This is a genomic window from Massilia sp. CFBP 13721, from assembly GCF_014842025.1.
Lineage (GTDB): Bacteria > Pseudomonadota > Gammaproteobacteria > Burkholderiales > Burkholderiaceae_D > Telluria.
In genome coordinates, this window is the sequence record NZ_JACYUY010000003.1 from 1 (window position 1) to 25,632 (window position 25,632).

Consider the following 25,632-nt stretch of genomic DNA (forward strand, 5'->3'; position numbering starts at 1 on the left):
GGTCATGTAAACTCCTTCGAAGGTGAATTATCCACCTATCGAGGTGTCCGGGGGCATTAGACCACTACATCAACATCTAATGAACGAAATTCGAACTGCCATTTGCCATGAATAGATGAGTTGTTTTCAGAAAAGATCCATAGTACAGCGCTCAAGGTGGCGGACGAGAGCTCGATTCCCTCCGCCTCTGCCGACTAGCCTTTAAAAAACAGCTACTTAGAAATAAGTGGCTGTTTCCTTTTGGAGCTGAATGGGGCTTAATGACAACCTCGACACGCTTCAGCCAGCTACATCACGTGCCGTACATGTTGTCAAGACGACACGGTAAGAGTTGAGATTTTGTAGGATTTGTCTTACATTCAGATCCTACTCATCTTTTGCTCATCTATGCAACTCAATTCCCTAACCTCTCTTCGATTTGTTGCGGCACTCATGGTCGTGCTAAGCCACCTAGAGTTTCTCGACGAGAACAAGATTAGCCTTATATCCTGGCTTGCCCGGAGCATTTTTCGCGAGGGGTACGTCGGCGTCACCTTCTTCTTCGTGCTTTCTGGCTTTATCCTCTCCCATTCATATTCGGACAAAATGCGCACGGGCAGAGGTGGAACTCAACAGTTTGTCCATGCAAGAATTGCCCGGATTTTTCCCATCCATCTATTAACCGCCTTCATAGCGTTGCCTTTGTCGTTAATATGGAGGCAAGAATCTGGTTCTACGTTAGTGGGGTCGCTTGCGGTCAACTTGGCGCTTCTGCAGGCCTGGGTGCCTCGATCTACCTGGTATTTCTCGTTTAATACTCCAGCATGGAGCCTATCGGTAGAGCTCTTTTTCTACCTTGCTTTCCCTCTACTAATCACTCTCCGGTCGCGGACTCTACTATGGACAGCAACGGCTCTGCTATGTCTGAAGGCAGGGATTTCTATCGATGCGGACTCGCAGAATAAATTTTTGCTGTACATCTTCCCTCCCCTCCGCCTTGCCGATTTCATTGCTGGCATATTGCTTCACCGGCTTTTTTCTTCAGTCGGCCCGATAAGTAATCGTACTGCCACGGCGGCTCAGGTATTGTCACTTAGCGCCCTGGCTATCGCTGCGTTGCTTTCGCATTCTATTTCCCAAGGTAGCCGTTTCGACCTGTATTACCTGGCACCGATGGGGTTTGTGATTCTTTCCTTCGCATGGCAAAACGGGCTGGCCTCTCGGATAATTTCTGGCAAGGCTTTGGTCCTTCTCGGAGAAGCAAGCTTCTCGCTATATATGATTCACCGGATTGTGATCATGTATGGTCAGAAGATATTCGAGACCTCGGGTGGTGGTATCGACGTCATACGCGCTGCTGCCTATGTCCTTGGCAGCATTCTTCTCAGCATCGCGATATTTAAACTATTTGAGTTGCCTGCAAAGAAATGGATGCTGCAGTTCTTGTCCGCTAGTTTTCTGGAACGTACACAGGGGAACGCTGGCCTTGGAGCCGGCCGGCATGCTGCTGAGGAGTTTCAGATGACCAGACACCCGATGGCAGCCGAGCAAACTCCGTCACACGCAGTTCATTCTTGACGAAGAAGAGTCAGCGCGGCGGCTTGGACCGCTGCGCTTGCGGGAGCGGTACTGCGGCAGCAGGGGGCGGTGCTTGTCGGTGAGACCTGGAATGAGCTTGCAAGACCCGTCGACTGCCACGCTGTAGACAAGCTCGCAAGCGCTCTTCGGCAAGAACGCGTGCAAGGGACAATGCTGCCCGATTGCATTGCCACTCCCCTTCCATCTAGAATGGCGGCAGCAACGCATCCCGGCCATACCGTTGTGCGAACCGATGGCAGTTCGCACCACTCCCCCCACTTCAACATTATCTCCAACACTATGAGCATCGTAATCATCAACTGGCGCGGGGGAGAGAACGATCCCTTTACTTATTTCAGCGAATGCGCGAAGCGGGCCTTCGAACAGATGGGGCGTCCGACGCACATCGTGAATCTGGATGATTCGCTGATGAACGCGCTGGCTGACATCAACAACAAGGGCATCGATTTTGTCATTTTGTGGCAGGGCGTGGGCTCGCAGATCGGCGCTACCGACACCGACGCCACCACCTTGTGGGACCAGCTGAAGGTGCCGGTACTCTGCTATCACGGCGACCATCCATGCCACATGCCTGGCAATCACAAGGCCATGTCGCCATGGGTGCAGCATATCTACAGCGTGGCTTCGTTCGCCATGTTCGCGAACATGCACTATCCACGCGAGACTACTGCAACTTTCTACCAGACGCCGGTCTGGTTCGAGGACGGTGTGCAGGGCCGGTTCGAGGGAGATTTTTTCGTTTTGCCCAAGAATCTCGACGATCTCGACACGACCCTGGACGGCTGGCGCGGGGCGACGGAGCGCCGGGTGGCAAGCTTCCTGCTCAACGCCGCGGACGCGATCATCGGTGAATTCAGGAATGGCAATCGCACGAATCATCACGACATCATCGACGGCATGCTCGATCCGGAGATGATGGCGGCGCTGCGCGAGGACTTGCAGAGCACCGAGCTGGCGGTACGCGTGCACATCCATATGCTGCTCGACAAGATTTATCGCAACATGGTCGCCGAGCACATCGTCAACGACCTGGCCGATGTGCCGCTCAAGATCTATGGCCGGGGGTGGGAGCGTTTCCGGCTCAGGCAGAATCGCCATCACGAGTTTCTCGCGTTCGACGCCATGTCGGACAACGCTTTCCAGTTTGCGTCCCGGTACGGCATCATCGACGCGGCGCCGATCGGCGATGCGTTGCACGACCGTACCCTGCGGGCGATGGGCAACCGGTCGGGCTTCCTGATGGGGTCGAATTGGGCGTACGAGACCTTCCTCGGCGGCGACTACGGCGAGCTGTTCTTCGACGGTGCGCCTGGCGGCTTACGGGCCCGGGCAGAGCGTGTCATGCAGTCGCCCGATGCCCACCGCGCGCGCTGCCGCGAATTCGCACGCGACTATCAGCAGCAGTTCCCGCTCTTCGCTTTCGTCAAGTACCTCGAGGGGATGAGCGACATGGTCAAGGCGCGCGCGCGCAGGTAATCCTGCCCGTCAGGGCAGCCCGGCGAACAGGCCGGGCGCGTGGTTTGCCTCGGCGACGGCCGTGGCGCCGCTGGCCGGCCTTAGCCGAACTGCGCAGCGAGATCGGCCGCAATGCGCGCCACCACCGGTGTCCAGTCCCCTGCCGTTTCCTGGCGATACAGGCGGGCGCTGCCATACCAGGGGCTGTCTGTGCGCGTGCACAGCCAGCGCCAGTCGGCCAGGGTGCCGCCCGGCAGCAGGATCCAGACCGGCTTGCCCATGGCGCCGGCCAGGTGGGCAACGCTGGTGTCGACCGTGATGACCAGGTCCATCTGCGCCACCAGTGCGGCCGTGTCGGCGAAATCGTTCAGGCGTTCGCCGGCATGGCGCACGTTGCGCTTCATCTGCAGCACGATCTTGTCGAGTGGGCGCAGTTCTTTCTGCAGCGAGACGAACTCGTATTTATCCGATACCAGGCCGGCGATCACCGAAAACGGCAGGCTGCGGTAGCGGTCGAGGCGGTGGTGCGGATTGCCGCTCCATACCAGGCCGACGCGCGGGCGTGTCTTTTCGCCCAGTAATGCCGCCCATTCGGCCAGCTTGGCCGCACTCGGCGCCAGGTAGGCGCCCGGATCGGGAATGGCGTCGTGCCGGGTGCCGCAGGCCAGCGGCAAGCTCAGCAGGGGGCAATGCAAGTCGAACGGCGGCAACGGATCGCCCTTGGCCACCAGTTGGTGCACGCCCGGCAGGCTGCGCAGCAGGTCGACCAGCGCCGGCTGCACTTCCAGGATGACGCGGGCGCCGCGCTGCGCGACCAGGGGTGCATAGCGGCAGAACTGCAGCGTGTCGCCCAGGCCCTGTTCGGCGTGCAGCAGGATGGTCTTGCCCTCCAGCGGCTCGGCGCCAAGCCACAGCGGCACGTCGAAGTCGCGCTTTTCATGGAACACGCCGAGCGCTTCGACGTTCCAGCGCGCTTCGTAATCCTGCCAGCCCCCGGTGAAGTCGCCGAGTAGCAGGTTCAGCAGCGCGCGGTTCCAGCGCGCCAGCGCGAAGCCGGGATCGCGTGCCAGCGCCTGGTCGTAGGCGGCGCCGGCTTCCTCGAAGCGGCCGAGGTCGGCCAGCACGATGCCGCAATCGGTGTGGCTCGCCGCGGCCTCCGGGCGCTGCGCGCGCGTCTCTTCGAAACAGGCCAGGGCTTCCGGGTAGCGCAGCATGGAACGCAGCAGCGTGCCGCGCGTGAGCAGGTATTCGTAGCGGTTCGGCTCGGCTGCCAGCGCGCGGTCGATGCTGGCCAGCGCGGCGTCGAGCTGGCCGAGTTCGCGCAGGGTCTGGGCGCGCAGGTGCAGGGTCTTCGGATCGTCGGAACGCCGGGCGCTCAGCTGGTCGAGGCTGCCCAGGGCGGCGTCATGCTGGTGCAGCTGCGCCAGCAAGCGGCTGCGGTGGCGCAGGATTTCCGGGTTGTCCGGCTGCAGCGCCAGGGCGCGCTCGCAACTGGCCAGCGCTTCGGGACGGCGCTTGAGCACTTGCAGGGCCAGCGCGCGGTTGTGCCAGGCGGCGGCCGAGTTGGGGTGCAGCTGCAGCATGTTGTCGTAGCTGCCCAGCGCATCCTCCGGACGGCCAAGCACCTGCAGGATGATGCCGCGGTTGTACCAGGCGTCGGCGAACTCGCGGCTGGCGAGCAGGGCCGACTCGTAACTGATCAGTGCTTCCTCGAAGCGGCCGAGGTCTTTCAGGACGTTGCCGCGGTTGTTGGCGGCATGGGCAAACAGCGGGTTCAGCGCCAGGGCGCGGTCCAGGCTGGCGAGCGCTTCGTCGTTGCGACCCAGCTCGTGCAGGACCACGGCCTGGTTGTTGAGCGCGTCGACGTCGTTCGGATTGAGCGCGAGGGCGCGCGCGAAGCTGGCCAGCGCCTCGTCGTAGCGGGCCAGGGTCTGGAGTGCGGTGCCGCGGTTATACAGCGTGTCGGCGTCGCCCGGCTGCAGCGCCAGCGCGCGTTCGTAGCTGGCCAGCGCTTCGTCGTAGCGGCCGAGCTCCTTCAGGGCATTGCCGAGGTTGGCATGCGCGGCCGGCATGTTGGGGCTGAGCGCAATGGCGGAGCCGATGAAGCGCGACGCGTCCTGGTAATGCCCGCCCTGGAAAGCGAGGATGCCGGTATGGTGCAAGGCCTCGACATGTTTCGGCACCAGGCGCAGCACCTGTTCGTACGCGGCCATGGCGCGCCCGAGCTGGCCGTTCTGGTGCAGCGTCACGCCTTCCGTAAACAGTGCCGCCGCACGTGCCGCGGCTGGATTGGCAGGCGTGAAACGCGCGCCTTTGCTGGGTTTTCCCATGATGACGAACCTTTGCTGATGAGGGGGCGGGACGCGGATGTTGCGTCGTGCAGGATGGCGGGCGAAGACGGTATTCCTGCCTTCCATTATAGAGGGAGGTGTTTACGTGCGGCAAGATTAGCGGCGATCTGGAGGGTGGGATGTCGGCGATCTTGCTACACCTTTGCCACACCGTTCGCTCAAGACCACCCGGAAAAATAAATTAAAAAAATTTCCGTACGGCATTTAATGAACCGCTGCGGACGGTCGTCCTGTACTTGTGAGAGCAGATGAGCTGCTCCTTGAACCCCACTAACCGGAGCCAACCATGCTGAGCCTTCACACCAACGCCGCCTCGCTGTCGGCACAAAATTCCCTGTCGTCGACCCAGAACAAGCTGTCGACCTCGATGACCCGCCTGTCGACCGGTTTCCGTATCAACTCGGCCAGCGACGACGCCGCCGGCCTGCAGATCGCCACCCGCCTGAAGTCGCAGACCAGCGGCATGGCCGTCGCCATGCGCAACACCCAAAACTCGGTGTCGATGCTGCAAACCGCCGAAGGCGCCCTGAACGAAACCGGCAACATCCTGGTGCGCATGAAAGACCTGGCGACCCAGGCCGCCGACGGTTCGTCGTCGAAGGATGACCGCACCGCGATGCAAGCCGAGTACGACTCGCTGGCTGACGAACTGGGCAACATCATGAAGAACACCAAGTTCGGCGGCACTGCCCTGCTGCACAAGGAAAACGGCAAGCTGGCCGCATCGGTCACCTTCCAGATCGGCGCCGACAAGGCCGAAACCATGGCCGGCGACTTCACGACCGAACTGACCGCCGTGCACACCAAGATCGGCGCCACCAGCGCGCGCTTCTCGGGCGGCACCGCAGCCGGCGCCACCACCGTCGGTACCGACATCAGCGGCACCACCGACGCCCTCGGCGTGACCAACGCCAACACCACGATCGACGAGCTGTCGCAGGCGATCGACTCGGTCAGCACGCTGCGCTCGAAGATCGGCGCGACCTCGAACCGCCTCGATCACGTCTACAACAACCTGTCGAACATCAGCACCAACACGCAAGCCGCCGCCGGCCGCATCATGGACGTCGACTTCGCCACCGAAAGCGCGAAGATGACCTCGAACCAGATGCTGATGCAGGCGGGCACCGCGATGCTGAAGCAGACCAACCAGATGTCGTCGATGGTCATGTCGCTGCTGCAGTAATCGCAAGCGCTTCCGGCCTGCCTGGTCGGATACAGCAAAAGCCAGCCGCTCCTCGGCTGGCTTTTTTTTGCGTAGAAGGCGGGTAGGAAAAATACTTCAAATTATTTCCATGTGGAATTTAATGAACGCATGAGAACGGTCGTCTTGTACTTGTGAGAGCAGCTGAACTGCTCATTGACCAACCAAAGATACAGAGCCAACCATGCTGAGCCTTCACACCAACGCCGCCTCGCTGTCCGCACAAAATTCCCTGTCGTCGACCCAGAACAAGCTGTCGACCACGATGACCCGCCTGTCGACCGGCTTCCGCATCAACTCGGCCAGCGACGACGCCGCCGGCCTGCAGATCGCCACCCGCCTGAAGTCGCAGACCAGCGGCATGGCCGTCGCCATGCGCAACACCCAAAACTCGGTGTCGATGCTGCAAACCGCCGAAGGCGCCCTGAACGAAACCGGCAACATCCTGGTGCGCATGAAAGACCTGGCGACCCAGGCCGCCGACGGTTCGTCGTCGAAGGATGACCGCACCGCGATGCAAGCCGAGTACGACTCGCTGGCTGACGAACTCGGCAACATCATGAAGAACACCAAGTTCGGCGGCACCGCGCTGCTGCACAAGGACGACGGCAAGCTCGCGACCTCGCTGACCTTCCAGATCGGCGCCGACAAGGCCGAAACCATGACCGGCAACTTCACGACCGAACTGACGGACGTGCACACCAAGCTGACCGCCACCAGCACCCGCTTCTCGGGCGGCACCACCGCCGCTGCCGGCGCCTCGACCGTCGGCACCGACATCAGCGGCACCACCGACGCCCTCGGCGTGAGCAATGCCAACACCACCATCGACGAGCTGTCGCAGGCGATCGACTCGGTCAGCACGCTGCGCTCGAAGATCGGCGCGACCTCGAACCGCCTCGATCACGTCTACAACAACCTGTCGAACATCAGCACCAACACGCAAGCCGCCGCCGGCCGCATCATGGACGTCGACTTCGCCACCGAAAGCGCGAAGATGACCTCGAGCCAGATGCTGATGCAGGCGGGTACCGCGATGCTCAAGCAGACCAACCAGATGTCGTCGATGGTGATGTCGCTGCTGCAGTAATCAGGGCTAGCGCCGGCTGAACTTAGCCGGACGTATCATGGGCCAGCCGCGTCAAGGCTGGCCTTTTTTTACCTGGATCGCGCCATGAACCCACTCTCGCTCTCCGCTCCCCTGCTGCCTCCGGTCACGCCGCCGTTACAGGCCAACGCCATTGCCGCGATCGCGCCGGTCGCCTTTGCCGCCGCCCAGGCCGAGCTGCCGCTGCCGCAAGCGCAGCCGCTGGCCCCTCCGCAAGCCGCCGCCGGCGCCGAGCATGCGGATGGCCTGGCGATGCGGCCCGACCAGGTGTTCATGACGCGCCAGATGGTCTTCTCGCAGGCCGATGGCCGCACGCTGGCCGGCAACTGGCGTGCGATGGTCGGCACCTATGGCGCGACCCTGGCCGAACGCGAATGGCGGACGCGCGCCGGCGCCCTGCCCCCATTGCTGCTGCTCGCCGGCCAGGAGGGACGCGCGCCAGCTCGCCCGGTCGACGGCCAGTTGCCGGCCGATGCCTGGCGCTTCACGGTGCATGCGGGCAGCGCCCAGGCGCAGCATCTGCAGGTGGTGCGCAAGGGCGCCGATGGCGGTGGCGGGCGCCGGCGCCGTCCGCGGGCGGCGCTGCGGCTGGAACTGGCGCTGGCCGACGGCACCCACGTCGCACTGCAGGTCGAGCCGGCGCCGGGCGGCGTGGCGATCGAACTGGCGGTGCCGGATGCGTATGCCCTGGCGCGCCTGCGCGCGCTGCAGCCGGCGCTCGATGCGGCGGTGGCGCGTGCGGGCCTGGTCGTGGTGCGCTGGAGTTTCAAGGCGGGGATTGCGCCGGCGGGGTCGGCGCATGCGCTGCTGGCGGCGGAGGATGCGGCGCAGGTGTTGACCTTGCCGGTGTTTCAGGCGGTGGCGGAGCTGGCGTTGATGTTGCCGGCGCAGGGGTGAAATTTTATTTCATCGAAGTGGGTTTAGTGAAAGAATATTTCATCCGGGCGTGACGGTGATGGTAGGCACATGTAACCCCCGTGGAGTCGGGACTCCACCCTACGATCATTGGTATTCGTAGAGGGTGTGAAAAAAACGTCAGGGCAAGGCGCCGAGTCGAAGAGTACGAGGGTACGGCGAGACGAGGCAACGCAGCCATGGCGATTTTTTCACATCCTCGTAGGGTGGACTCTCGAGTCCACGCGTTACACCGCATGCTTACCCCACCGTCCCCACGATCGATACTTCCCGGTTCTCGGGAATCTCGTTATACGACAACACATTCAACCCAGGCGCGAACAGCTTGGCGTAACGCGCCAGCAGTGGCCGTACCTGTGGCAGCACCAGCAGCAGCGGCGGCGTGTGCTGCCCTTTCATCTGTTCGCGCGCAACCGGCATGTTGATCTGCAGTTGCGACAGCAGTTGCGGGTCGATCGGGTAGTTATCCAGCGCGACCTTGCCGCCGCCGCTCTGGCGCGCCTGGTTCAGGGAACCGAGCAGCATGTTCTCGAGTTCGGCCGACAAATTAAAGGCCGGCATGTCCTTCTTCTTGCCGAACATGGTCGACACGATCTGGCGGCGCAGCGCGCAACGCACTTCGGCCGCCAGCAGGATCGGATCCTTGGTGGTCTCGGAAGCATCGAGCAGCGTGGTGCCGATGACGACGATGTCCTTGAGCGACACGCCTTCCGCCAATAACACGCGCAACACGCGCAGCAGCTGGGTATGGTTCAGCGCCTTCTCCAGCGCCCCCGCCAGCTTCGGCGACAAGGCGGTCAGGCGCTCCATCAAGGCAGGCACGTCTTCGTGGCGGAACAGTTCGTGCAGGTGGTCGCGGATCACCTTCGAGCAGTGGGTCGCGATCACGCTCGGTACTTCGACCACCTGGTAGCCGAGACCCAACGCATGGCCCTTCTGGTCGGGCGTGATCCAGGTCACGGCCATGCCGAAGGCGGGTTCCAGGCCGGGGATGCCATCGAGTTCGCCATACACGTTCGGCGACGGGATCGCCATCAGGTGCTCGGGATGCACTTCGCCTTCGGCCACCACCACGCCCGACAGGCTGACCGAATACTGCGACGGACGCAAGGCGAGGTCGTCGCGCACGCCGATCGCGGGCAGCAGCACGCCCATCGATTCGGACAGGCTCTGGCGGATGCCCTTGATGCGCCTGGTGAGCTGCTCGCCCTGCGCCTTGTCGACCATGTTCACCAGCTTGTAACCGACGGCGACCGAGATCGGCTGCACCACCGGCAGCTGTTCCCAGTCGAGTTCCGGCGCGCGGTCGTCGCGCAGCGCCGCTTCGATGGCGGCCACGCCACTCGTATCGGCCGGCTGCACGCGCGTGTGCAGGCGGTAGCCGGCATAGCCCAGCGCCGCCGCGAACACGGCGAAGGTGAAGAAGGGCATGCCCGGGATCAGGGCCAGGATGACCATCACGCCAGCAGCGGCGAACAGCGTCGGCGGCTGCGCCAGCAGCTGGCTGCCGACCTGCTTGTCGAGGTCCCCGGCTTCGCCGATGCGCGTGACCAGGATCGCGGCGGCGCTTGATAACAGCAGCGCCGGGATCTGCGCGACCAGGCCGTCGCCGATGGTCAAGAGCGCATACACGCGGAAGGCGTCGCCCAGCGGCAGGTCGTACATCAGCGCGCCGATGGCGATACCGCCGATCAGGTTGATGATCAGGATCAGGATCGACGCGACGGCGTCGCCGCGCACGAACTTGGAGGCGCCGTCCATCGCGCCATAAAAGTCGGCTTCGGCGGCGACGTCTTTCCTGCGCTGGGTCGCTTTTTCCTGGTTGATCAGGCCCGCGTTCAGGTCGGCGTCGATCGCCATCTGCTTGCCGGGCAGCGCATCCAGCGTAAAGCGCGCCGACACTTCCGAGATCCGCTCGGAACCCTTGGTGACGACGACGAAGTTGATGATCATCAGGATGATGAACACCACCAGGCCGACCACGAAATTACCGCCGATGACGACGTTGCCGAAGGATTCGATGACGTTACCGGCCGCGTGCGTGCCCTCGTGGCCATGCAGCAGGACCACGCGCGTGGAGGCGACGTTCAAGGCCAGGCGCATCAGCGTGGTGCCGAGGATCACGGTTGGGAACACCGAGAAGTCGAGCGGACGCTTCGCACTCACCGCGACCAGGATCACGATCAGCGACAGCACGATGTTGAAAGTGAACAGGACGTCGAGCAGGACCGGCGGCAGCGGCAGCATGATCATCCCGAGCAGCATCAGGATGAAGACCGGGGCGGCGTACTTCTGGCGCCGCAGTTCGGCGACAAAGGCGTTCAACGAATTCATGAAGCGGAAACCTCGCTCAAATGGTGTGGCACGGCCACGTCAGTCGGGATCCGGGGCGGCGCCTGGCGCCGGCCGTCGCGGAAAGCATTCAATTGCAGCACATAGTTCAGCACCTGCGAGACGGCCTGGTAAAGCTGGGCCGGAATCTGCTGCTGCACCTGGCTGGTGTTGTAGATCGCGCGCGCCAGCGGCGGCAGCGTCACGGTCTCGATCTTGTGTTTGGCGGCGACGCTCTTGATGTACAAGGCCATCTCGTCGACGCCCTTGGCCACCACGAACGGCGCCTCGGCGCGGTCGGTGTCGTACTTCAGCGCCACCGCATAGTGCTCGGGGTTGACGATCACCACGTCCGCCGTCGGCACCGTCTTGTTCACGTTGCGCTGGGCCAGCTGGCGCTGCAGCTGGCGGATGCGCCCTTTCACTTCCGGCCGGCCTTCGCTGGTCTTGTGCTCGTCCTTCTGGTCCTGCTTGCTCATGCGCTGGTTTTTCGCGAACTGGAAAGCCTGGATCGGCACGTCGAGCACGGCGAAGATCACGAACACCGCCACCAGCGCGAACAGGGCGTCGAACATCATGGTCCCGCCGCGCACGATGGCGTCGCCCAGCGGCATGCGCTGCAGGTCGACATAGGCCGAGACGCTCGAGCGCGTCACGTGGGTCAGCACGAAGCCCAGCACGGTCGCCTTGGCCACCGAAGTCGCAAAGCCGATCAGGTGCTTCTGGCTGACCAGGTTGCCCAGGTTTTTCATCGGGCTCAAACGCTCCGCCTTGGGCACCATGTTTTTACCGGACATGATCCAGCCGCCCGGCACCAGGCCGCCGATGACGATCGCCAGCGGCACCACCGCGAGCGGCAGCACCATCTTCACGAACAGCATGGCGGCGGCCATGAAGACCACCGACATCGCATTCTCGATGGCCCCGGTTTCGCCGAGCGGCACGTAGACCAGCCGGAACAGCGAGCGGAACGACTCCAGGTAATCCGGCAGCATCATCGAAAACACCTTCAGGCTGACCAGGATGCCGATCGCGGTCGACAAGTCCTTGGAGCGGACGACCTGCCCTTCCTCGCGCGCCTTTTTCAGCTTCTGGGCTGAAGCCTTTTCGGTCTTGTCGCCGTTGTCAGCCACGGGCTGCCCTCATCTGTTGCTGCAGCATTTCGAGTACCGCGTTCGTAATCTGGATGTAGTGTTCCGGGATGAAGCGCACCAGCTGCACCAGCATCATCAAACCGAACAGGGTCACCAGCGAAAAGCCCAGCGAAAACAGGTTCAGCGAGGGCGCCACGCGGTTCAGGAAGCCGAAGCCGATCTGCACCACCATCGTCGAGAACACGATCGGCAGCGCCAGCAGCATGGCTGCGGCGAACACCCAGCCCAGGTTCAGCGCCACCGCCTGCAGCGTCATCGCCGACAAGCCCTGCCCCACCGGCCAGGCATGAAAACTCTGGCCCAGGATGGTGGCCAGCAGCAGGTGGCCGTCGATGGCGAAGAAGACAAAAATCGCCACCAGCGACATCAGGCTCGAGATCACGTCGGACTGCTGGCCGTTGACCGGGTCGTTCATCTGCGCCATCGAAAAGCCGATCTGGCTGGACGCCAGGAAGCCCAGCATCGAGATGGCCGAGGTGGCGAACTGCAGCGCGAAGCCCAGCACGCCGCCGATCACCGCCTGCTCGAACATGGCGACCACGCCGGCGAGCGAAAACGGGTCGGGCATCGCCATGTTCTTCGTCAGCGGCAGCATTAAAAAGGCGAGCACCAGCGACAGCAGCGCGCGCACCGGGATCGGCACCATGCCGTCGCCGATGGCCGGCGCCGAGGACAGCAGCGCCATGATGCGGCAGAACGGCCACCACAGCGCGCCGATCAGCGGCAGCAGATAGCTGACGAAGTCCATCTAGCCTGCAATGGTGGCGGCGCGCTGGAACACCGACACGCAATAATCCATCAGGTAGCCGGTCATCCAGTGGCCGGCCAGGATCAGCACCGCCAGCGTCACCAGGAGGCGCGGCAGGAAGCTCAGGGTTTGTTCGTTGATCTGGGTGGCTGCCTGCACCAGCGCCACCACCAGGCCGATCAACAGGCCCGGCACCACCAGCACCAGCACCAGCAGCATCACCACGCGCAGCGCTTCGGCGACCAGGTCGACCGCAATGTCGGGACTCATTCAGGAACTCCGTTAGTAGCCGTGGATACTGCCCACAAGCGTGTTGACGGTCAGCGTCCAGCCATCCACCAGCACGAACAGCAGCAGCTTGAAGGGCAGCGAAATGACCAGCGGCGAGAGCATCATCATGCCCATCGCCATCAGCACCGAGGACACCACCAGGTCGATGATCAGGAAGGGAATGAACAGCATGGCGCCGATCTGGAATGCGGTCTTCAGTTCCGACAGGACGAATGCGGCCAGCTTGACGGTGAAGGCGCGGTCCTGCGGCTTCAGGTTCGGCGCTTCGCCAGCCAGGTGCGCAACCTGCGCCAGCGCGCTCTTGCTGGTTTGCGCCAGCATGAAGCGCGACAGCGGCACTTCGGCTGTCCGTAAAGCCTGCTCGAGGCCAATCTTGTTCTGGTCGTACGGGAGAAAGGCTTCGTTCCAGACCTGCACCCCGATCGGGCGCATCACCAGCAAGGTCAGGATCAGCGCGATGCCGGTGACGACGCGGCTTGGTAAACCCTGCTGCAGGCCGAGGGCCTGGCGCAGCAGGGAGAGCACGATCACGAAGCGCGTGAAGCTGGTGGTCATCATGACCAGCACGGGCAGCAGCCCGAGCAGCGTCATCAGGACCAGGATCTGCGACTTGACGCTCATCCCGGTATTCGCGCCGGGTATGACCCCGGCCATCAGGTCCTGGGCGCTGGCCGGTGTGCAGATAACGAGAGCGGCGCCCGCCAGCAATACAGCTGGAGCACCGCGACGCAGTGCGCCGCTCTTCAATACACTCATGCCGTGATGACGTCCAGGTTCAGGCCGTCGAGATCGATCACTTTCAGGCCGTACTGCTCGCCCGCGACCACCACTTCGGCGCGCCCGATCGGGGCGCCGTTGACCTTGATGACCAGCGGCTCGCCGGCCACCGCGTCCAGCGGCAGCACGCTCGCCGGGCCCAGGTCCATCAGGTCCTGCAGCGAGATGCGGGCCGAGCCCACTTCCAGCGTCAGGGTCACCGGGATACGGCGCATCATCTGCGGCAGGCGTGGCTTATTTGCAAAACCTTGGGGAGGAGCGCCCACTTCCACGTTGTCGTCGATGAGAAGGTCGTCGGCCAGTTGATCGTTGAGGTTCATGTCCATTTATTCAGCGTCTTCAAAAGAGGTTAAACACAGCTTGCCTTTGTGCTCGGCGACCGCCGCCGTAAACAGGCGGGCGTCGTCGAGCAGGACGTCGGCGCGGCCGACGGAAACCGGGATCACGTCGCCCACCTTCAGTCCGAACAAGGCTTCGAGCGTGATTTCGTGCGTCACCAGGCGGCCGTCGAGCTTGACCTTCAGGCTGGTGCCGATCGATTCGCCGGGACGCGCCGCACGCTGTGGACGTTCCGGCTGCAGCGCCTGCAGGATCAGCCCCATCATGCGGGCGTCCGGCGCCATGTAACAACGCGCCGTGCCGCCACCCTGCGGCTCGCGCAGCGTAATGGCCAGCACCCAGGCGTTCCTGGCAGGCGCCGCGGCCGGCATCACGGCCGTGGCGGCGGACGCCGCGGCACGGCGCTCGACTTCCACGCCGGCGGCGCTGGCGGCGACGCGCACGCGCATCGCCAGTACTTCGAACAACTGCTGCGTCAGCGTGAGCGCAAGGCGCTCCTCGGTGGCCGTCACGCGCTCCCCTGCCGGATCGCGCAGCGGCCTGGCGGGACCCTTGCCGCCGTAGCGCGCCTCGAGCAGGCCCACCAGCAGGGCGCGTTCGAAGGCGACGGCGGCGACGCCATGCGCGCCGCCCATGCCGAGCCAGCGCAAGGCACTGCTGTCGGGCGCCCGCTCGAACGCGACTTGCGCCAGTTCGAAGCTGCTCCAGTAACGGCGCCAGCCCGGTGCGGACAACATGGCTGTCATGTCCTCGGCAAAGGCAGCCGCAAAGGTCGGCAATAAATGCACGGGCCGGCCCAACAGGGTCGGATCGAGCACTTGATGCGGACGCTCTTGAACAGTTGAATTGTTAAGTGGCATAAATGCGCGGCATATATACGGATTTGATGAGGCGAATTGATGAGATTGAAACGCATGTTTCTATTTCATTCTCGAAGGCAACAATTATACCCCCTTAGGTGTTTCGGCTCACTCCATATTCCGCTTTGAATTCCCCGTTGCCCTACGGTAAGATCGTATCTTCATTTGCGCCGCTCCCCAAGTAACCAAGCCCTTCCACGAGGGAAAAGCGTGAAATCTGCCGGATGTTGAATCGCCATTCGATGCAGGTTTTACATGCGCAGGATTTAACATTTGCCGTGAAGAAGATTAATTTTGATCGTCAAATGTCGCAAAAAAACTACTCAGCCTGTTACCCATAGGCCACATCGAAGCCCACATCGAACGCATAGGATTTAACAAATGGGAATTGAATTAGCCGGCCAGATCAAAGCCGACCTTGCTGCACTGACAAACGAAGCGCAGCGCCTGGCGATTGCACCATCTGTCGAACTGGCAACGCCTGCAACGCATACCGACTTCTCTTTCGCCCAAACAATGAAGAATGCGATTCAGGGTGTCGATGCCCAGGACCAGGCCGCCGCCGTGAAGATGGCCGACGTCGACAGCGGCAAAAGCGACGACCTGGTCGGCGCGATGCTCGCCAGCCAGGAAGCCAGCCTGTCCTTTTCGATGCTGATGCAGGTACGTAACAAGGTGATGGGCGCAATGGATGAACTGATCAAGCTGCCGGTTTGATTCGACCATTCCTGTAACGCTCAACGGAAAATCCCAACGTGATTGCAAAACTCAAGAATGCCTTCGGCGGCGCCAGGTTCGGTGCGATGTCCCCTGCGCTGCGCAACAACCTGACCCCGCTGCTGGTGCTGGCCGTCGTCATCACCGCCGCCGTCATGATGTTCATGTGGCAGGACCAGGCCAACTACAAACCGGTCTTCGGCGCCCGCGAAAAAGTCGCGGCCAGCGACATGATGACCGTGCTCGAGGCCGAGCAGATCCCCTACCGCATCCATCCGGACAGCGGCCAGGTGATGGTGCCGTCCGGCCAGCTGGGCAAGGTGCGCATGCTGCTCGCCGCCAAGGGCGTGACCGCGCAGCTGCCGGCCGGCCTGGAGCTGATGGACAAGAACGATCCGCTGGGCGTGTCGCAATTCGTGCAGGACGTGCGCTTCCGCCGCGGCCTGGAGGGCGAACTGGCGCAAAGCATCCTGACGCTCGACGCGATCGCGTCGGCGCGCGTGCACCTGGCCATTGCGAAATCGAATTCCTTCGTTGCCGGCGCCTCGGACCAGAGCTCGGCCTCGGTCGTGATCGCGACGAAACCGGGCAAGACGCTCGGCAACGAGCAGATCGCCGCGATCGTCAACATGGTGTCGGGCAGCGTGGCCAGCCTGTCGCCCGCACGCGTGTCGCTGGTCGACCAGGCCGGTAATTACCTGTCTTCGCGCGTGGACCTGAGCGAAGGTTTCGACGGCGCGTCGCAAGGCGATGCCGCCGCGCTGCGCGTGTCGAACGAAGTGCGCGCCAACGTCAACGAGCTGCTCGGCCCCGTGCTCGGCGCGAACAATTTCAAGGTCAGCGTCACCGCCGACATCGACAACGACAAGATCGAGGAAACCCAGGAAAAATACGGCGAAGCGCCAAAGGTCACCAGCGAAGCGATGCGCGAAGAGCTGGAAAAGAGCCGCCTGGCGATGGGTGTGCCGGGCACGCTGTCGAACCGTCCGCCGGTGCCTGCCGATCCGGCCGCTCCTGCCGCGCCGGCCGCCGATGGCGCCGCTGCTGCCGCCGACAAAGCCAACGACAACAACAACTCGCGCAAGAACGCGACCACCCGCCAGTACGCCTACGACCGCGCGATCACCCAGATCAAGCGTTCGCGCGGCCGTCTGCGCAAGCTGTCCGTCGCCGTGGTGCTGAACAACGCCAGCGCGGCGAATGCCAAGGCCGGCTACACGCCTGCCGAGCTTGCGAACATCGACAAGATCCTGCGCGGCGGCCTCGGCATCGACCAGGCGCGCGGCGACGTGCTGGCCGTATCGAGCCTGACCTTCCCGGCCCTGGCCCCGATTGAACCGTGGTACCAGGAGCGCGACACCATCGTCGACGCCGTCCGCTACGGCCTCTGGATCGTCGGCGCCCTGCTCGCCTACCTGCTGCTGGCGCGTCCGATGCTGCGCACGGTCACGGCGCGGATGACGCCGGCGCTGCCTGCACCGGGTGCTCAAGGTAACGGCACGCCAGCCGCAGCGCTGCCGAATGCCGCTGCTGCCGCTCCGCTCATGACTGCCGCGGCGCTGCCTGCTGCCGCAGTGGGCACCAACAGCACAGGCGCCGCCGCCGTCGTGCCGCTGCTCGAAAACTACGATCTGCCTCCTGCCGGCTCCGCCGTCGATGTGATGGTCGATCACCTCAAAGTGCTGGCCGGTAAAGAGCCGGAGCGCGTTGCCGAAGTCGTCAAACAATGGGTGCAGAAAAAACATGGCCGAACTGAACAATAACGCCGAGGGCGCGGTCCTGACCCCCGTCGAGCAAGCTGCGATCGTCCTGCTGTCGATCGGCGAAGAGCCGGCCGCCGCGGTGCTGCGCTGCCTCGAGCGCGACGAACTGATCGAACTGACCCAGGTAATGTCGCGCATGAGCGGCATCAAGGTCGATTCGGTCAAGTACGCGGTCCAGAACTTCTTCGACGACTACCGCGAGCAGAGTGGCCTGCACGGCGCCTCGCGCACCTACCTGAAGCGCTCGCTCGACCTGGCGCTGGGCAGCGACATCGCCAACAGCGTCCTGAACACGATCTACGGCGACGCGATCCGCCCGATGATGGCGCGCCTGCAGTACGCTTCTCCGAAGTGGCTGGCCGAATTCATCTCGCACGAACACGTGCAGATGCAGGCCGTGTTCCTCGCTTTCCTGTCGCCTGCACTGGCCGGCCAGATCATCGAGGGGCTGCCCGAAAACAGCCGCGACCTGGTGCTGCTGAACCTGGCGCGCCTGGACGAGATCGACCGCGACCTGCTGCAGGAACTCGAAGAACTGGTCACGCGCTGCCTGTCCGCGCTCGACACGCAAAGTGCCAGCGTCGAAGGCGTGCGCCAGGTCGCCGAGATCCTGAACCGCCTGCCGAACAACCGCGCCGGCATGGTCGAACTGCTGCGCGCCCACGATCCGGACGTCGTGTCCCAGATCGAGATGTCGATGTACGACTTCTTCATCCTGTCGCGCCAGACCGAACAGGTCATCACGCGCCTGCTCGACGACATTCCGCTCGAGCAGTGGGCAATCGCGCTGAAAGGCGCCGAGCCGGCCCTGCGCGACGCGATCCTGATGGCGATGCCGAAGCGCCAGGCGCAATCGTTCGAAGACCTGATGCGCCGTTCGGGCCCGGTGCCGATGTCGCGCATCGAGCAGACGCGCAAGGACATCATGGTGGCCGTCAAGGCGCTGGCCGACGCCGGCGAGATCGACGTGCAGTTGTTCGCCGAGGCCACCGCCGAATGAAGCAGTTCCGGCCCTATCACTTTCCGCCGCTGCACCAGGTGCGCGCCGCCAACGGCACCATGCCCGCCGGCGGCAATGGCACGCTTATTGGTACACCTTCACAGGAAGACTGGGACAGCGCACTGGCCGCCGGCTACCGCCAGGGCCAGCAGGATGGCTACGACGCCGGCTATGAAGCGGCGCGCGCCGAAGGTTTTGCACGCGGCCAGGCCGAGGGCATCGAGCGCGGCCTGGATGAAGGCCGCGCCCAGGCGCTGGCCCATCTCGACCAGATCGGCAAACCGGTCGACGCCGCCCTGCGCGCCCTGAAAAAACTGAAAAGCGATTTCAAGACTGCCCAGCGCAAGGAAGTCGTCGACCTGGTCGGCAAGATCGCGCGCCAGGTGATCCGCGCCGAACTGGCGCTGCAGCCGACCCAGCTGCTGGCCCTGGTCGACGAAGCCCTGGCCGCGATGCCGCCGGCGCGCGACACGGTTGAAGTCCTGATGAACCCCGAGGAACTCAAACGCGTGACCGAGCTCGATCCGAAGCGTGCCAGGAAGTGGAACCTGCTCGCCGACCCGTCGCTGGTGGCGGGCGAAATCCGCGTCAAGGCGGGCGACCATGAAGTCGACGCCGGCTGCCAGGGCCGCCTGGCCGCCTGCATGGACCAAGTCCGCGACGCCGTCGCCGCCAGCGCAGGAGACGCGGCATGACGGCCCTGTTCGAGACCCTGCGTTCGCTCGACATCGACGCGGTACCGGTCGCCACCCCCACCGGCCGCCTGGTCGGCGCGCAGGGCTTGCTGCTGGAATCGGTCGGCTGCAAGCTGCACACCGGCCAGCGTTGCCGCGTCGAACTCGAGGACGGCGGCTGGCTCGATGCGCAGGTCGTGGGCTTTCGCGACAAGGTGTCCTACCTGATGCCGTTCAAGAAGGCGAATGGCCTGGCCACCGGCGCGCGCGTGCTGCCCGAAAAAACCGCAGCCAGTCTGATGATCGGCCCGTCGTGGCTGGGCCGCATGGTCAATGGCCTCGGCGAAGAGATCGACGGCCTGGGCCGCCTCGGCGGCGACCAGCCGCTGAACTTTACCCCGCCGAAGGTCAACCCGCTGCGCAAGACCCCGGTCGACGAGCCGCTCGACGTCGGCGTGCGCGCGATCAATTCGATGCTGACCCTGGGTAAAGGCCAGCGTGTCGGCCTGATGGCCGGTTCCGGCGTCGGCAAATCGGTGCTGCTCGGCCTGATCACGCGCCAGACCGTGGCCGACGTGGTGGTGGTCGGCCTGATCGGCGAGCGTAACCGCGAGGTGCGCGAATTCGTCGAGAAGTCGCTCGGACCGGAAGGCTTGAAACGCGCGGTGCTGGTGGTGGCGCCGGCCGACGAATCGCCGATGATGCGCGTGATGGCGACCGAACTGTGCCACTCGATCGCGGCGCACTTCCGCGACCGCGGCCAGAACGTGCTGCTGCTGGTCGATTCGCTGACCCGCTACGCGATGGCGCTGCGCGAAGTGGCGCTGTCGCTGGGCGAGCCGCCGGCCACGCGCGGCTATCCGCCATCGGTGTTCTCGAACCTGCCGCAGCTGGTCGAATCGGCCGGCAATGGCGAGCACGCCGAGGGCAGCATGAGCGCGATCTATACCGTGCTGGCCGAAGGCGACGACCAGCAGGATCCGGTGGTCGACACGGCGCGCGCGATTTTGGACGGCCACATCGTGCTCACGCGCGAACTGGCCGAGCGCGGCCACTATCCGGCGATCGACGTCGCCCAGTCGATCAGCCGCTGCATGGCGCAAGTGGTCACGCCCGAGCATTCGAACGCGGCGCGCAAGCTGAAGGCGTCGCTGGCGCGCCATGCGCGCGTGCGCGACCTGATTCCGCTGGGCGCCTACACGCCGGGCGCCGATCCGGAAACCGACCGCGCGGTGCGCCTGCAGCCGCACATCGAAGCCTTCCTGTGCCAGGGCACGCGCGAAGGCGCGCCGCTCGACGCCTGCGTACCGCAGTTGCAGGGAATGATGCAATGAGGTTGGAACTATGAACCGTCGCGACCAGATCCACAGCCTGGGCACGCTGGTGCAGCTGCGCAGTACCGAGGTCGACAAGCTGCAGACCGAACTCGCCCGCCAGGAAGCGACGCGTGCGCGCTATGCGGCCAACCTCGAGCGCCTGCACGCGCTGGCCGAAGGCAGTGGCGCCTCTGGCAAGCTTGCCCCCGCCCTGGCGCTGAACTGCGGCCAGTACAAGCAGGCCGTGTTCGCGCTGGCCGACACCCACCGCACCGACCTGCAACTGCACGAGGCGAACATGGCGGTTTCGCAGCGCAACCTGGCGCAGGCATGGACCCGCCGCGAACTGCTCGGCAAGGTGCTCGAGCAGCAGCAGGACGCATTGGCGCGCGAGCAGGATCGTGCCGCGCGCAAGCGCGAAGACGAGATCGCCACCCAGTCGTGGCTGGCGGGCCGGGCGTAGGTCCCGAATTTCAAGGAGAACAACAATATGGCAGGCATTTCCACCAACTACGATCCGGCGACGACCGCCCAGGCCCTGGCCGAATCCTTCACGGCCGGACGCCAGGCGATCCTGACGCGCCAGGGCGCGCAGGCGACCGCTACCGAAAAAGGCTTGTCCACGCTCGGCTCGGCCCTGAGCGCCTTCCAGAGCAGCCTTGCCGCGCTGACGGGCCTGAACAAGACGATTTCGGCCAGCAGCGCGGTCTTCAGCGACACCGCCATCGCCAGCGCCAGCGCGACGGCGAACGCAGCGCCGGGCAGCTACAGCTTTTTTGTCGAGCAGGTCGCCAGCGCGCACAAGGTCTCGTACGGCGGCATGACCGATTTCGCCGGCGGCGGTTCGCTGACCCTGGGAGTGGGCGCGAGTTCGTTTTCGGTCGACCTCGGCACCAAGGCCAACTGGACCGTGCGCGAGCTGGCGGCGGCGATCAACGGCGCGGCCGATAACACCAGCATGTCGGCGGCGGTCGTGACCACCGGGACCACCTCGGAACTGGTGCTGACCTCGAAGACGACGGGCGCGGCGAACACCATTTCGGTCGGCAGCACGGGCACCGATGCCGGTCTTGCGGCCAGGCTGGGCGGGACGCGCAACGAACTGGCGCCGGCACTCGACGCCGTGGTGCGCGTCGGCTCCGCCGGCGGTACCGAAATCCGCCAGGCGAGCAATACGCTGTCCGTGATCGATGGCGTCACCATGACGCTGACGAAGGCGCAGGCCGCGGGCAGCGCGCCGGTGACGCTGACGGTGGCGTCGGACGCGACCAGGACGGCGGCGAACGCCCAGGCCTTCGTCGACGCCTACAACAAGCTGAAAACGGCCATCGACGGCCTGGTCAGCCCGGGCGACCCGAAAGGCGGCGGCGAAGCCGGCGCCTTTGCCGGCGACAGCGGCGTGCGCGCCCTGCGCGACCGCATGGTCAACGCCTTGCGCAGCACGGGCGCCAGCAGTCTTGCGAATTTCGGCATCACCGCCAACCGCCAGGGCACGCTGACGCTGGACAGCACCCGCCTGAACAAGGCGCTGGCGTTGAATCCGACCGGCCTCGATACGCTGATCGGCAGCAGTTCCACGACGGGCGCCAGCGGCATTGCGGGCCAGCTCGACGGCTACCTGAAGCTCTGGACCAGCAGCGCGAATGGCCAGATCGGCAGCCGCAAGGATGCCATCAGCAAGCTGCAAGGCAACCTGGCGGAACGGCAAACCACGCTCGACAAACAGTACGACAGCGCCTATGCGCGCTACCTGGCGCAGTTCACCCAACTGCAATCCGTTCAAAGCAATATGTCCTATAACACCTCGCTGTTCGACAGTTTGTTCAGCAGCGCCAAAGACTAAACTTCAAGCCTAACTCATCGCCATGTCCTATCAAGAAGCCTACGGTAATTACCATGCGGTCAATCTCGACTCGCAAACCTCGCGCGCGACTCCGGTCGAACTCGTCCTGCTGCTGACCGACGGCCTGCTCGACGAACTGGCGCGCGTGCGCGCCCACATCGTCGGCAAGCGCTATGAACAGAAAGCGGCCGGCATCGACAAATGCTGCGAGATCATCAACGGCTTGTCGAGCTCGCTCGACTTCGACAGCGGCGGCGACACCGTCGTCAACCTGGCCAACCTGTATGACTTCTGCTCGTCGCGCCTGCAAGGCGCCGGCATCAAGATGGACCCGGCCATGGTCGACGACGTGGTCGGCGTGTTGACGACGATCCGCCAGGGCTGGCAAGGCGTACAGGCCCGCAATGCCTAGGAGCGCTGCGATCGGCAGGCTCGCCGTGGGTTTCAAGGAAGCCGGCGCAACGGGCGACTGGGAGCGCCTGGGCGCCCTCGCCGCCGCGCTGGCGCCGCAACTGGCGGCGCTCGCCGCCCGCGGCGCCTGGAACCGCACCGAACTGGCCGCGCTGGCGCAGCTGCGCGCGGCCCATGACGGCGCCGCCGCCGCCTGCACCGACGCGCTCGATGCGCTCGGCGCCCGGCTTGCCGGGATGCGCGACAACAAGGATGGCTGGATGGCGTACGCGCTCGCCGGCGACATGGAAACGGCTGGACACCAAGAATGAACCTGACACTGACTAACCTGAACGGGCCGGCGCCTGCCCCCAAGGGGGCGAACGATGCGGCTGCGTCGGCTCCATTTGACGCGGCCGCCGCAATGCCTGGTACTGTGGACGCCGTCCAACCGGCGCCCGCCCAACCGGCGCTCGCTTTCGCGCAATGGCTCGGCCTGGACCAGTTGGCGCCGGCTGACGTTGACGCAACTACCGCTGTCGCTGCAACCGATGGCGCGCCGGCGGCGGACGACATCCCTGTCGAAGAACAGCAGGCAACCGATACGCCCCTGCTGGGCGCGATGGCGATGCCGATGCCGCTGATGCCGCTCATTTCCACTCCCCAGGCGACGCTGGCGGCGGTCGTTGCCGCCTTGCCTGGCGCTTCGGCCCTGCCGGCCGCTAAAGAATCGGCGCCGGCTGCCGATACCGAGGTTTCGCCGTCGCCGGGCAGTGCTGCATCCGGCCGCGAAGGCCGCGCCGAACTGGCTGCCCTGCCGGCTGCCGCCCTGCCTGCCTCCGCCCCTGCCCTGCCGCTGGTGGAAACGCCAGTCCAGGCAGCGGTCGCGAAGACGGCACCGGCCGCGCTTGCCGCCGACACATCGGCAGCAAACGGCGACACGCCGCAAGACCAGGCCGCACCGGTCACCGAGCGTGGCGCCGCCAACATCGCCGGCATGGCGAGCACAAGCGCACCGGCCGCCGGCACGGCGCCACGCACGGCCGATACCGTCACGCTGGCGGGTCCGCCGACCGCCTGGCGCCAGACCTTGCAGGAAGCGCTTGGCGAACGCCTGCAACTCCAGGTCGGCAACAAGGCCGAGCAGGCCGTGATCCGCCTCGAACCGCCGATGCTGGGCCGCGTGGAAATCGCGATCCGCCACAGCGCCGGTTCGCTCGAGGTGCAGATCTCGGCAACCCATGGCGAAGTGCTGCGCCAGTTGCAAACGGTCAGCGAAAGCCTGCGCAGCGACCTGGCCCAGCGCCAGTTCAGCGACGTGTCGGTCAACATTGTCCCGACGCCGCGCGCCGCCAACGGCGCGCCGATGTTCGCCGGCGGCGAAGGCCGCGGGCGCCAGCAGGATGGGCGTCAGCAGGAGCAAAACCCAGGCAACGCCCTGGCCGAAGCAAACAGCGGATTTTCGTCGTTCTCGCTGGACGGTCTCTCACTGAGCGGTCGCGCCCAGGGCCGCAGTTAATCAATCAAGAATAACCCAGACAAGATCAATGAACAGCAAGCTCAAGATGATGATCGGCGTCGTCGCCGTCGTGCTGGTGGCCGCGGGTGCGGCCGGTGGCGCCATGTGGTGGATGAAGTCGCAGGAACCGGCGCATGGCGCTGAAGCCGCCGCCAAGGCCGCGCCGAAAAAGGAAAAGTCGGACGCGCCGCCCAAGTACGTCACGCTCGACAAGGTCATCGTGATGCTGCGCCGCGCCCCGAACGAGGCGAGCACGCACTACCTGTCGGCCGACCTGGTGCTGGCCACCGACGCCAAGGGCGAGAAGCCGACCAAGGAACACCTGCCGCTGCTGCGCGCGATCGCCGTGCGCTCGCTGTCGAGCTTCACGATGGCGCAGGCCTCGACCATGACCGTCGAACAGGTCGCCGCACAGTTGAACAAGACTTTCGACGCCAACTATGCCAGCGAGGAACGGGAAAAGCCGTTCGGCGAAGTCATGATCGGCAAGCTGATCGTCGAATGACGGCCGGGGACCACGTGGCCTTTTCAGACAATTACGGTGACTACGCCGATGCTGCCTGCGCCGGCGGATACCAGCAGGCCTGCGCCGGCATGAGCGCACGCGAAGAGCAGCAGCACCTGGTGGCCTACGCGCCGCTGGTCAAGCGCATCGTGCGCCAGTTGAACTCGCAGGTGTCGGGCGTCATGTCGCGCGAGGACATGGAGCAGATCGGCTTGATGGGCCTGCTGGAAGCGCTGCGCCGCTATGGCGCGCCCGACACCGGCTTCGGCAGCTTCGCGTCGCTGCGCATCCGCGGCGCCATCCTGGATGAGCTGCGCCGCCAGGACTGGCGCCCACGCGCCGTGCGCCAGGATGCGCACCGCGTGCGCGATGGCCTGCGTGCGCTTACCCGTTCGCTCGGCCGCGAGCCGACCGCGCAGGAAGCCGCCGATGCGCTCGGCATTACCCAGGAAGCCTACCACCAGCACCTGCTGGACGACGGCGCCGAAGAGATGATGAGCTTCGACGAAGTACTGCAGGAAGCGCTCGATCCGGCCAACAGCACGCCCGGCCCGGAAGAAGCCTTCCTGGTGCGCCGTAGCCTGGAGCAGGCACTGGGCGCGCTGTCCGAGCGCGAGCAGCGCGTGATCCAGATGATCTACGAGTTCGAGCTCAGCTACAAGGAAATCGCCGCCGTGCTCGACCTGTCCGACGCCCGCGTCTGCCAGCTCAACAAGAGCGCGCTGGCCAAGATGAAAGCGGCCCTCGGGGCGCGTTAAGAATAATTCAACAATAAATATGACCCTCCTCCAGAA

Annotated in this window: 25 protein-coding genes; 17 read left to right on the plus strand and 8 right to left on the minus strand. The window is 64.5% G+C overall.

The window, feature by feature from the left end:
* The first annotated feature begins 387 nt into the window (after window positions 1-387).
* Together IFT60_RS03175 and IFT60_RS03180 are read left to right on the plus strand one after the other, a co-directional pair.
* Window positions 388-1,557 (plus strand): acyltransferase family protein, encoded by a 1,170-nt coding sequence (locus IFT60_RS03175; RefSeq protein ID WP_192049449.1) that lies wholly within the window; start codon window positions 388-390, stop codon window positions 1,555-1,557.
* Between the two features lie 300 nt (window positions 1,558-1,857).
* Window positions 1,858-3,054: a hypothetical protein gene (locus tag IFT60_RS03180; protein WP_192049451.1), complete on the plus strand. Its 1,197-nt coding sequence runs from the start codon at window positions 1,858-1,860 to the stop codon at window positions 3,052-3,054.
* Between the two features lie 80 nt (window positions 3,055-3,134).
* On the opposite strand, the gene IFT60_RS03185 is transcribed toward IFT60_RS03180, so the two are convergent.
* Window positions 3,135-5,363 carry a tetratricopeptide repeat protein gene (locus IFT60_RS03185; protein WP_192049453.1) on the minus strand — a complete coding sequence of 743 codons (2,229 nt, stop codon included), beginning with the start codon at window positions 5,361-5,363 and terminating at the stop codon, window positions 3,135-3,137.
* 307 nt (window positions 5,364-5,670) lie between these two features.
* Between IFT60_RS03185 and IFT60_RS03190 the strand changes: the two genes are divergently transcribed.
* The 3 genes from IFT60_RS03190 to IFT60_RS03200 all read left to right on the plus strand — a co-directional run bounded on the left by IFT60_RS03190 (window position 5,671) and on the right by IFT60_RS03200 (window position 8,593).
* Window positions 5,671-6,570 (plus strand): flagellin N-terminal helical domain-containing protein, encoded by a 900-nt coding sequence (locus IFT60_RS03190; protein WP_192049454.1) that lies wholly within the window; start codon window positions 5,671-5,673, stop codon window positions 6,568-6,570.
* A gap of 202 nt (window positions 6,571-6,772) precedes the next feature.
* Window positions 6,773-7,678 (plus strand): flagellin N-terminal helical domain-containing protein, encoded by a 906-nt coding sequence (locus IFT60_RS03195; RefSeq protein ID WP_192049456.1) that lies wholly within the window; start codon window positions 6,773-6,775, stop codon window positions 7,676-7,678.
* An 84-nt stretch (window positions 7,679-7,762) separates the two neighbouring features.
* Complete coding sequence (locus tag IFT60_RS03200; protein ID WP_192049458.1) at window positions 7,763-8,593, plus strand: hypothetical protein; 831 nt, start codon at window positions 7,763-7,765, stop codon at window positions 8,591-8,593.
* A gap of 258 nt (window positions 8,594-8,851) precedes the next feature.
* On the opposite strand, the gene IFT60_RS03205 is transcribed toward IFT60_RS03200, so the two are convergent.
* Genes IFT60_RS03205 through IFT60_RS03235 form a run of 7 tightly spaced genes read right to left on the minus strand, consistent with a single transcriptional unit; the run spans window position 8,852 to window position 15,069 of the window.
* Complete coding sequence (locus IFT60_RS03205; RefSeq protein ID WP_192049461.1) at window positions 8,852-10,945, minus strand: flagellar biosynthesis protein FlhA; 2,094 nt, start codon at window positions 10,943-10,945, stop codon at window positions 8,852-8,854.
* The gene (locus tag IFT60_RS03210; protein WP_192049463.1) at window positions 10,942-12,075 is read right to left on the minus strand and encodes a flagellar type III secretion system protein FlhB; all 1,134 of its coding nucleotides are present in this window, start codon (window positions 12,073-12,075) and stop codon (window positions 10,942-10,944) included. The genes IFT60_RS03205 and IFT60_RS03210 overlap by 4 nt, the downstream gene beginning before the upstream one ends.
* Window positions 12,068-12,844 carry a flagellar biosynthetic protein FliR gene (gene fliR / locus IFT60_RS03215; RefSeq protein ID WP_192049465.1) on the minus strand — a complete coding sequence of 259 codons (777 nt, stop codon included), beginning with the start codon at window positions 12,842-12,844 and terminating at the stop codon, window positions 12,068-12,070. The genes IFT60_RS03210 and fliR overlap by 8 nt, the downstream gene beginning before the upstream one ends.
* Window positions 12,845-13,114, minus strand: a complete 270-nt coding sequence (gene fliQ, locus IFT60_RS03220) for a flagellar biosynthesis protein FliQ (RefSeq protein WP_192049467.1) — start codon at window positions 13,112-13,114, stop codon at window positions 12,845-12,847.
* Window positions 13,115-13,126: 12 nt separating this feature from the next.
* Window positions 13,127-13,891 carry a flagellar type III secretion system pore protein FliP gene (gene fliP, locus IFT60_RS03225; RefSeq protein WP_192049470.1) on the minus strand — a complete coding sequence of 255 codons (765 nt, stop codon included), beginning with the start codon at window positions 13,889-13,891 and terminating at the stop codon, window positions 13,127-13,129.
* Window positions 13,888-14,238, minus strand: coding sequence for a FliM/FliN family flagellar motor switch protein (locus IFT60_RS03230; protein WP_192049472.1), 351 nt, complete (start codon window positions 14,236-14,238; stop codon window positions 13,888-13,890). The genes fliP and IFT60_RS03230 overlap by 4 nt, the downstream gene beginning before the upstream one ends.
* Entirely contained in the window at window positions 14,239-15,069 is an 831-nt protein-coding gene (locus IFT60_RS03235) for a FliM/FliN family flagellar motor switch protein (RefSeq protein WP_192049474.1), read from the minus strand.
* 423 nt (window positions 15,070-15,492) lie between these two features.
* Here IFT60_RS03235 and fliE point away from each other — a divergent pair, with 423 nt between their 5' ends.
* Genes fliE through IFT60_RS03295 form a run of 12 tightly spaced genes read left to right on the plus strand, consistent with a single transcriptional unit; the run spans window position 15,493 to window position 25,596 of the window.
* A complete protein-coding gene (gene fliE / locus IFT60_RS03240) occupies window positions 15,493-15,828 on the plus strand; it encodes a flagellar hook-basal body complex protein FliE (RefSeq protein WP_192049476.1) in 336 nt (111 codons plus the stop codon).
* Window positions 15,829-15,866: 38 nt separating this feature from the next.
* Window positions 15,867-17,591: a flagellar basal-body MS-ring/collar protein FliF gene (gene fliF / locus IFT60_RS03245; protein WP_374000374.1), complete on the plus strand. Its 1,725-nt coding sequence runs from the start codon at window positions 15,867-15,869 to the stop codon at window positions 17,589-17,591.
* Window positions 17,572-18,591 (plus strand): flagellar motor switch protein FliG, encoded by a 1,020-nt coding sequence (locus IFT60_RS03250; protein WP_192049478.1) that lies wholly within the window; start codon window positions 17,572-17,574, stop codon window positions 18,589-18,591. Before fliF ends, IFT60_RS03250 begins: the two co-directional genes overlap by 20 nt.
* On the plus strand, window positions 18,588-19,286 hold the full coding sequence (gene fliH / locus IFT60_RS03255) for a flagellar assembly protein FliH (protein ID WP_192049481.1): 699 nt from the start codon (window positions 18,588-18,590) through the stop codon (window positions 19,284-19,286). The genes IFT60_RS03250 and fliH overlap by 4 nt, the downstream gene beginning before the upstream one ends.
* Complete coding sequence (gene fliI, locus IFT60_RS03260; protein WP_192049483.1) at window positions 19,283-20,599, plus strand: flagellar protein export ATPase FliI; 1,317 nt, start codon at window positions 19,283-19,285, stop codon at window positions 20,597-20,599. Before fliH ends, fliI begins: the two co-directional genes overlap by 4 nt.
* A gap of 10 nt (window positions 20,600-20,609) precedes the next feature.
* Complete coding sequence (locus IFT60_RS03265; RefSeq protein WP_192049485.1) at window positions 20,610-21,044, plus strand: flagellar FliJ family protein; 435 nt, start codon at window positions 20,610-20,612, stop codon at window positions 21,042-21,044.
* Window positions 21,045-21,071: 27 nt separating this feature from the next.
* Window positions 21,072-22,424: a flagellar filament capping protein FliD gene (gene fliD / locus IFT60_RS03270; RefSeq protein ID WP_192049487.1), complete on the plus strand. Its 1,353-nt coding sequence runs from the start codon at window positions 21,072-21,074 to the stop codon at window positions 22,422-22,424.
* Between the two features lie 22 nt (window positions 22,425-22,446).
* Window positions 22,447-22,836 carry a flagellar export chaperone FliS gene (gene fliS, locus IFT60_RS03275; protein ID WP_192049489.1) on the plus strand — a complete coding sequence of 130 codons (390 nt, stop codon included), beginning with the start codon at window positions 22,447-22,449 and terminating at the stop codon, window positions 22,834-22,836.
* Window positions 22,829-23,146, plus strand: coding sequence for a hypothetical protein (locus IFT60_RS03280; RefSeq protein WP_192049492.1), 318 nt, complete (start codon window positions 22,829-22,831; stop codon window positions 23,144-23,146). Before fliS ends, IFT60_RS03280 begins: the two co-directional genes overlap by 8 nt.
* Window positions 23,143-24,333 (plus strand): flagellar hook-length control protein FliK, encoded by a 1,191-nt coding sequence (locus IFT60_RS03285; protein WP_192049494.1) that lies wholly within the window; start codon window positions 23,143-23,145, stop codon window positions 24,331-24,333. The genes IFT60_RS03280 and IFT60_RS03285 overlap by 4 nt, the downstream gene beginning before the upstream one ends.
* 28 nt (window positions 24,334-24,361) lie before the next feature.
* Window positions 24,362-24,838, plus strand: a complete 477-nt coding sequence (locus IFT60_RS03290; RefSeq protein ID WP_192049497.1) for a flagellar basal body-associated FliL family protein — start codon at window positions 24,362-24,364, stop codon at window positions 24,836-24,838.
* Window positions 24,835-25,596 carry a FliA/WhiG family RNA polymerase sigma factor gene (locus IFT60_RS03295; RefSeq protein WP_192049499.1) on the plus strand — a complete coding sequence of 254 codons (762 nt, stop codon included), beginning with the start codon at window positions 24,835-24,837 and terminating at the stop codon, window positions 25,594-25,596. The genes IFT60_RS03290 and IFT60_RS03295 overlap by 4 nt, the downstream gene beginning before the upstream one ends.
* Window positions 25,597-25,632: the final 36 nt, after the last annotated feature.